This is a genomic window from Polymorphospora sp. NPDC050346 (assembly GCF_040655695.1).
Taxonomy (GTDB): Bacteria; Actinomycetota; Actinomycetes; order Mycobacteriales; family Micromonosporaceae; genus Polymorphospora; species Polymorphospora lycopeni.
The window spans coordinates 22,165-29,773 of sequence record NZ_JBFAKM010000062.1 but is presented as its reverse complement, the minus strand read 5'-3'; the positions used below and the strand labels follow the sequence as shown (position 1 = coordinate 29,773).

Here is a 7,609-nt window from a genome sequence, read left to right as displayed (position 1 = left end):
GCGTCAACTGTTGGTAAGCGTACCGGAATTGACTGGTACACCTTACTCGAGGACAGCTACGAACGGGATCAACCTGATCAGGGCGTGTCTGCAACCTGCCACCGCAGTGAACTGGGAGTGGTCCCGCGACCACGGCCTGGTCCCCGGGGCCGGATCTGGAGGACGGCCGCTGGTCCGAGGCCGCGCCGCACTTGGGCCGTAACCCGAGCCTGCCGGATAGACCGTCCGATGACATCGAGGAATCGTGGGGCCCGTGCTCGCGGTAGGCGCCTTGATGGCGACCTACCACGAGCACGAGGCCCTCGCCGTTACAGCAAGGGTTCTCGCGGTACTCGGCCTGACAACGGTTAATTTGGTTAGCAGCCGGAACCGTTGATGGCCATGGGTAGGGGGCGGGACGCCAAGCGTCTTGCCCCCTGCTCGCGTCAACTGTTGGTAAGCGTACCGGAATTGACTGGTACACCTTACTCGAGGACAGCTACGAACGGGATCAACCTGATCAGGGCGTGTCTGCAACGCTGAACGTGAAAGTGGATGCCGGACAGCATCATGCCGGCCTACATGTCCGCCGTTGTGGAGGCGGGTGTTGGGTGCGAGGTCAGGGCTGCCGTGGGGAACGCCTGGGCTCTGTGTCTCCGGGATCGAGCCGCGGCCGGCCGGGCGGGCGGCGGCGAGGCCACCATTCTTGGAACGCCGCGACAGGGTAGAGGTCGCGCCCGAGGTCGTCGGGGGTCGGCTTGGGGGGCTGAGGTAGGTCCGGGTTCTCTTTGGCGGTCTTGAGCGCCCGGTGCACCGTGGATCGGTGCGTACGGAGCAGGCGGGCCAGCTCCGCGACCCGCAGAGGGCGCTCGGGCATAACGTTCCTTTCGTTGCGGGTGGTACCGGGGAGCGGGCGAGGCGCCCGCTCCCCGGTTGGATTTAGACTTGGTGGTTGTTGTACGCGGTGCGGGCGCCGTGCTCGTTGGGCCAGACGTGGCTGCGCTCGTTGTGGTCAGCGTCTCCGTCGCCCCATCCGCCCTCATAGGTCCGCAGCTCCCACCAGGTGACCGCGCCGGCCGGGGTGGTGAAGTCGTGACGGATCAGCGTCTTGCCGGACCAGGAGCGTCCGCCGTCGTTCTTGCGTTCGTCGAGGATGGTGGCGGTGTGGCCGGTCGCGACGCGCAACGGGTGCCACACCGCCCGGTCCGCGACCTTGCTTCCGGGGCCGGCGGCTAGGACCAGGTCGAGCGCGGTCACGGCGGCGGGGTCCAGGGTGCGGGGCTGCTGGTCCTGTTCGGCGTGGTCGATCCACCAGGCACGGTCCAGGAGTGCGCCGTCGTCCCACAGCGTCCAGTTCTGGGCGGTGTGTACGCAGGTCGGGCCGGTGTGGGCGGTGACGGCGTCGGCGTGCCAGTGGTCGGGGTGCGTGGCCAGCCATGTCCGGGCGGTGTCCGGGCTGGTGGTGACCATCGCGTGGCCGTGACGGTCGTCGGTCGCCGGCCGGATGATGATCCTCGTCGCACCGTCGGGTACGTCGGGTGCGGTCGCGGCGGACATCTGGGCGAGGGGTACGCCTGCGGCGGCGAGCTTGCGGGCACGGGCCGGGTCGACGCCGGCGGTGGCCAGCCGTACGGCGTCGGCGACCGGCCACCGGCGGTGGATATGGGTGACGGGTTGCTGCCAGCCGCTGTCGGGCCACAGGTCGCGGTGGTCGGTGAGCACGGCGACGTCGGCGGGGCTGGTGAGGTCGATGGCGCCGAGTTCGGCCTCGGCCCGGTCGGTGGTCCAGCCGGCGGCGAGTAGGGCTTTGGCGGCGGGCTCGTTGACGCGCAGGGTGCTGGTGAGGTCGGGCAGCGTGTATTCGGCGCGCAGTGCCTCGATCAGGGCGGCCCGTCCGGGGGTCAGTGGCTGGGACCAGGCCAGGTAGCCGCCGCGGTGGTTGTTGCGTGACCAGTCGTCGCCGTCGGCGCCGTTGTACTCCAGGGTCCAGACCACGCCGGCCGGCTCGTCGACGCGGATCTCCTCCTCGGACCGGGACCGCGACGGGCGGTGCGGCACCCGGACGGTGCCGGTGAGGTCCGGCTCGGCCGGCAGGGTCGCGTCCGGGACCGGCCGGTACCGCCAGGCGAGCAGGGCCTGCCGCCGCTGTTCGAGGTCTTCGCGGTGAGCGGCGCGGGCCTCGGCGGCGAGCAGCGGCGCGGCCTCGTCGTCGGTGGCGGGCCGCACGACCGCCGAGTAGTACCAGCCGTCTTCGCCGATGAGGTCGTCGCAGGGGGAGTCGCCGTCCTCGTCACGAGAGTAGGTCGGCTGGTATTCGCCGATGACGGTCATGATCGCGGACACCCGTACGTCGCTGATCCGCCGGAAGCCGGGGGCGGTTTCGGGCACCTGCTCGCGATAGAGGAACACCTCGGCGCGGCGGACCTCACCGAGGCGGTAGCCGCTGGTCGGGATCGGGTGGAACGGGGCGGGCACGCCGTAGCCGATCGTCCAGGTCGGGCCGATGTAGCCGCCGGGGTACGGCGGGCAGTCGCCGTCGTGGCGGACCTGGTAGCGGTTGACGAGGATCCCGTCGCCAGGCTTGATCTGTTGCCCGCACTTGTGGCAGGGGCCGGGGCGCTGGTTGCGGCGGGGCGCGGGTGGGGCGGGGGGTGGGCAGGCGCCGGGGTGGCGGACCTGGCCGCCGTCGAGGATTCCAGCGCCGGCCTCGACCCAGCTGTGGCAGCGGTTGCAGGTCCCGGCGTACCGGTTCGGAGTCGGCGTGGGCGGCGGGGCGGGCGGGCAGGTGGGCTGGTGCACGACGGTGCTGCGGCCGTCGGCGCCGCGCTGGAGATGGCCGGCACGGGCCGGGACGGTCTGCCCGCACCGACTGCAGGTGTCGTCGCGGGTGTTGGCCCGGGGCGGGGCCGCTGTCACCAGTCGGGGTGCCCCGCTGATCGCCGGCGGGTACTGCGGCGGGTACTTCGCCAGCCGGGTACGCAGCGTGCCGCGTACCGAGTCACCGAACGCTGATGCGGGCGCCTTGAAGGAGGAGTCGCGTTCGACGGTGAGGGCTCCGGTGCGGGTGACGCGCCACAGTCGGGTGCGGTGGCCTGCGGTGGTGCGGTCCGCGCCGACGATCAGGGCACCAACGGCCAGCTCGTACACGGCTCCGGGGTCCAGCCAGTGTCCCTGGCAGGCGCGGGCGCCGTACTGGCTCTCGTCCAGGCCGACGAGCAGCTTTCGCCACGGCTTCTCCGCGTCGGCGTCGGCGGCCGGCACGGTGACCTTGTGCAGGTCAGACACGACAGTTCTCCTCTAGGGCAGGGCAATGGGGGTGGGTGGACCGCATGGGGCGGTCTTCGCCTCGACGCCCTTATTCTCCCAGACACACAGAAAACCCGCAACAAAGTGTTGCGGGTTTTTGGGCTGAAGGTGGCCCGGCAGGAGGAGAAGTCGTTGTCGAGGCGACACCCACGCCCGGCCGGGCCGGTTCCATCATGACATCCCCGACCCGGCAAGATCACGGCTATCGCCGCTGCCCGCTCCGGGGGCTGGTCATGGTGATGCCGGCGGCATCACTGTGGCGTGATCATCTGGTCTGCCCACCCGTCCAGGCCGGTCGGTGCTGACGGCATCACCATGATGTCGAGCAGTCCGGGCCCGCTGGAGACCGGCACGTCCCGCCACGCGGCGGTCAGCTCGCGGACGATCAGCCGCCCGCCCCAGGGCGGCAGATCCGGACCGCGCACGCCCTGGGACAGGGACGCCCATTCGGTGGAGATGTCGCGGGGGACCGGCTCGCGGATCAGGACGACCTTCGCCTCGCCGGCGGCATCACCCGGGGCGGGTCTAGGCCGGTGACACACCGGCGGTGACGGTCAGCAGGACACCGTCGTGCATGAGGTCGTCGAGCGCCTCGTGGACGGCGTCCACGCGGTCGTCGGGATCGGATGGTCCGGTCAGCAGCCACCGGTCGGTCGGGTCGAGCAGGTCGGGGCCGGCGACGAGCAGGACCCGGTGCCTGGTCCGGGCCAGGTCCAACCACTGCGGTGACGGTTCCGTGCGGCCGTACCAGAGGATCCGCCGGTGACCGGTGGTCGGGTCGGCGGGGTGGCGGACCACGATCCGGGGCCTGTCCGGGCCGGCCACGATCCGCACCGTCCACCCGTCCGCGCCGAGGATGTCGTCGACCCGTGTCAACCCCTGGTCGAGCAGGTGCTCGGTCAGCAGGCCCTGACAGGCACGGGCCGATTGCCCCTGGGCGTCGGTGACCTGGCCGATCAGCACCAGCGCCGCGTCTGCGGTGCCGTCGGCGGGGTCGCTGTCGGGGTCGTCCAGCACCACCGGCCGCACGACCCACCGGTACTCGACGGTCCCGCCGGCGCTGGGCAGGGTGAGCTGGTCGACGGGTTCGATCCGGTCGGCCCGCGCCCACTGGACACCGGACGGCCGGCAGCCGGGGTGGGCCAGCGTGCAGGACAACATCCGCACGACGGGGCTCAGGTCCGGGTCGTAGGCGCCCATCACCATCTGGACGGTCGTGTCCTCGGTCCGGGCGTCGATCCGCTCGCCGCACCAGCCGCAGGTGTCGACCGGTCGCCGCACCTCGTACAGCCAGGTCCACAGGTCGGGGTTGAACTCGCCGCGTAGTCCGCGGCCGTCGAGCAGCGCCTCCAGGTCGGGGGACAGCTGGTAGCGGCGGCCGGTCGGGTCGGGCCGCCGGGGCCGGTCCGGGACCAGTGCGGCCGGGTCCGGGCCGGTGACCTCGCCGGCCGGCGGCGGGCCGGTGGTCAGGTCGACGGCCGGCCGGTCGGCGAGCAGTCCGAGCCGGCGCAGGCTGGTGCTCCAATCGCCGGCCCGGGCGCGGGTCTGCGCGTCGACCTCGACCGGCAGACCGGCGTCGAAGACGAGGTGCCTGGCCGGGCCGAAGAACTCGGGCTCGCCGTCCAGGGCGCCGACAGCGGCCCGCATCCGGTCGGCGGTGTCGTCGGTGCCTTCGCCTGGCTGCGGGTCGGGGGTGATCAGGACCTCGGCGTCGAGATGTGGGTGCCGGACGGTCAGGCGGCGGCCGGCCGGGTCGAGGTCGGCCTGTAGCCCAAGCCTGCCGTGCAGGCCGTCGTCGCCGGTCCACAACAGCAGAGCGGTGACGACGGGGGCGAGGCCGGCCGGCGACGGGCGCAGGATCAGCCGGTCCGGTTCCGGGGTCACCGACGCGATCCCGCACGGCCCGCCGACGTCGGCGGGCCGGTGGTCGCCGAACGCGGCGGCCAGCAGCCATCCGATCCGGGCCTCCAGCAGTTCCTGCTCGGCGTCGACGGCCTCGGGGACCGGTCCGTGGAGCCGGCCGTGCTCACGGACGCCGGCCAGGGCCTCGGTGTGTCGCTCGCCGGTGTATGCCGCCCGGATCCGGGCCAGACGGGTGTCTCGATGCTGCGCCATCACTCGCCTCTCCGTGATGCGCGCGGGCCCGGCACAGGCGCACCACGACAGGTCAGGTGATCGACGTAGACGGTGGTCGTGGTGAAGGTGGTGAGGTCGGGGCGAGCGGGGCTCCTTCGCCGCCATCACGGTGCCGGGCTGGTGATGTCGCGGCTGGGCCGCCAGACAGCCCTCGCCGCAATCCTACGGTCCGGGCGTGGTCGACGTGGTCCCGGCGACGGCGGGTTGAGGCAGGCTCCGCTCAGAACTCCTCGTCGTCCTCGGGCACCACAACCCCGAGATCGGCGTCGTATGCGATCGGGACCACGAGGTAGCCGTCGCGGGTCTGCCATCCGAGCCGCAGAACGGTGCGGACCGGGACGGGCGTGAGCATGTCGTCGGCCGGGCCGGTGCCGTACAGGCTCTCCGGAATGACCACGATGCTGTGCCCACCGTCGCGTACGTAGGCGTACCACGGCGCCAGCTCGGCCGGCAGCTCGCCTGGGTACGTCCTGCCGGGCACACCGAGCGCGGACGCGCGCATCTGCGCGGCCGGCGCGGAGACGGGCGCGGCCTGCCGTGGGGCGGCGTCCGGTTGCGGGCCACGGATCGTGCCGGCCTGGCTGATGATGTCCGCCCGCCGCTCGACCAGCGACTGCGTGTCTGGGTAGCGGGCGAACAGGGCAGATGTCGCCCGATCGGCGGCGGACGCGGAGAACGGGGCAGCGACGATGCGGGCCGTGGTGGCGTGGACCGCCGCCGCGAACGGCGCCGGCCACGGCGTCTGCCGCATAGCCTTGATGATCCCGGTGCGGGCGTCGACCAGGACCACGAACACACCCGCGCTGCCCTGCGCGATGGAGAACAGCGGGCGGTCCAGCGGCGCGTCCCGGTGTGGCGTGTAGGGGGCGTCCATCCACGGCACGCCGCCCTGGAACGCGAAGCACAGCACGCCGGTGTCGGCGGCGTCGACCCATGCCCAGCTCGGCGTCCCCTTACGGATGGCGGTGATCTCCCGCTGCGTCGGGTTGTTCAGGGCCAGGACCAGTTCGGCGTCACCGCGCAGCCGCAGGAAGCCGCCCTCCGGCCATGTCTTGCGTTGCGGGTTGTACAGTTCGCCCACCGCGTACCTGTGCATCTGGCGCCCCCGTTTGTTCGCTGGCTGGCTGGTCAGAAAGCCGGCCGGAGTCCGTCTCTGGCCGACTACGCGGTCCACTGTAGGGCGCCACCGAGCCGCTACCTCGGCCGGCATGCGGCTCCCCGGTAGCACCCCTTCCCGGGGCGTCGCTCGGCCGCCGGCGGACGGCTGGAGAGGTGATGCCGGCGGCATCGCGTGGCAGCGGTCGAGGCCGAACTACGAGGTCAGTGCGTCGTGCGCGGCAAGACGGCCACCGTGCGTCAGGGCTGTGTCGCAGGTGCGTGCTTCCCGATGATGCGCTCTCGGCCGTCCCCACGACCGCTTACCCGCCCGCGCGCTCGGCGGCAGCCGCCGGGTCCAGCGACCGCCGCTGTCCAATGGGGGCCGGCGCCAGCGGCCACCAATACTGGTTGCTGCCGGCCTTGACCCGCTTGGCGCTGTGCACCCGCACAACGCCGAGCGCGGCCAGGGTGGCTCCGTCCACCTCCCAGTCGACGCCGGGCCCGTGCGGGTCGATCCCGACTGGGCTGAACGGCGCCATCAGCGGGTGCGACAGCAGCACTACAGCTGCGTCCATGTCCAGCGGCTGGTGCCAGACCGGCCACACCATCCGCGGCCGGGGGAGTTCCGGTTCCGGCCACAGTGTGCCGGCGTCACGGCGATGCCAGCCAACGGCGAGCACGCCAGCACGGTCCCACCCGGCCCCTCGCCGACCCGGTCGACCAGGCCCAGGGCTTCACGCTGCACCAACTCCGCCACGCGATGCTCACCCACGAAGCCGAGAACGGCACCAACACCGCCACCCTGCTCGCCCGTTCCCGGCACGCCTCCGTCCGCTCCCTGCAGCGCTACGCCCGCCCCGGCCCCGAAGCCGTCGCCGCCCACGTCGCCGCCACCGACCCGGCCGCCCGCCGCCGGACGGGGCAGTGGCGGTGACATGACGTTCGTGGCGATCCACTCCGAGGCTGGCCGCGTCGACGCCACCCTGATCAACCGGCCGGATCACCCTCATACGGGCTGGGGAGGCGGACGGATCGGCGATCTTCGGCAGCAGAACGGCGTGTCGCGATCGTGGACACGTGTTCTAAGCCG

General features: G+C 72.3%; 6 protein-coding genes. 1 reads left to right on the top strand and 5 read right to left on the bottom strand.

The genetic code is table 11. The features are described from left to right. Nucleotides 1-918: 918 nt before the first annotated feature. From AB0I42_RS35305 to AB0I42_RS35285, 5 genes are all read right to left on the bottom strand, one after another. A complete protein-coding gene (locus AB0I42_RS35305; protein ID WP_357544122.1) occupies nt 919-3,264 on the bottom strand; it encodes a hypothetical protein in 2,346 nt (781 codons plus the stop codon). Nucleotides 3,265-3,536: 272 nt separating this feature from the next. Further along, nucleotides 3,537-3,827: a hypothetical protein gene (locus AB0I42_RS35300; RefSeq protein ID WP_357544121.1), complete on the bottom strand. Its 291-nt coding sequence runs from the start codon at nt 3,825-3,827 to the stop codon at nt 3,537-3,539. Beyond that, complete coding sequence (locus AB0I42_RS35295) at nt 3,811-5,400, bottom strand: hypothetical protein (protein WP_357544120.1); 1,590 nt, start codon at nt 5,398-5,400, stop codon at nt 3,811-3,813. Before AB0I42_RS35295 ends, AB0I42_RS35300 begins: the two co-directional genes overlap by 17 nt. Before the next feature lie 241 nt (nt 5,401-5,641). Next, complete coding sequence (locus AB0I42_RS35290) at nt 5,642-6,502, bottom strand: hypothetical protein (RefSeq protein WP_357544119.1); 861 nt, start codon at nt 6,500-6,502, stop codon at nt 5,642-5,644. Between the two features lie 337 nt (nt 6,503-6,839). Then, a complete protein-coding gene (locus tag AB0I42_RS35285) occupies nt 6,840-7,094 on the bottom strand; it encodes a hypothetical protein (protein WP_357544118.1) in 255 nt (84 codons plus the stop codon). A gap of 185 nt (nt 7,095-7,279) precedes the next feature. On the opposite strand from AB0I42_RS35285, the gene AB0I42_RS35280 reads away from it, so the two are divergent. Beyond that, complete coding sequence (locus tag AB0I42_RS35280) at nt 7,280-7,453, top strand: hypothetical protein (RefSeq protein WP_357544117.1); 174 nt, start codon at nt 7,280-7,282, stop codon at nt 7,451-7,453. The last annotated feature ends 156 nt before the right edge of the window (nt 7,454-7,609 follow it).

Bases quoted from the DNA above. Each gene is read 5' to 3' on its own strand.
- AB0I42_RS35295 (WP_357544120.1), bottom strand. From the start codon at position 5,400: ATGGCGCAGCATCGAGACACCCGTCTGGCCCGGATCCGGGCGGCATAC.
- AB0I42_RS35285 (WP_357544118.1), bottom strand. From the start codon at position 7,094: ATGGACGCAGCTGTAGTGCTGCTGTCGCACCCGCTGATGGCGCCGTTC.
- AB0I42_RS35280 (WP_357544117.1), top strand. From the start codon at position 7,280: ATGCTCACCCACGAAGCCGAGAACGGCACCAACACCGCCACCCTGCTC.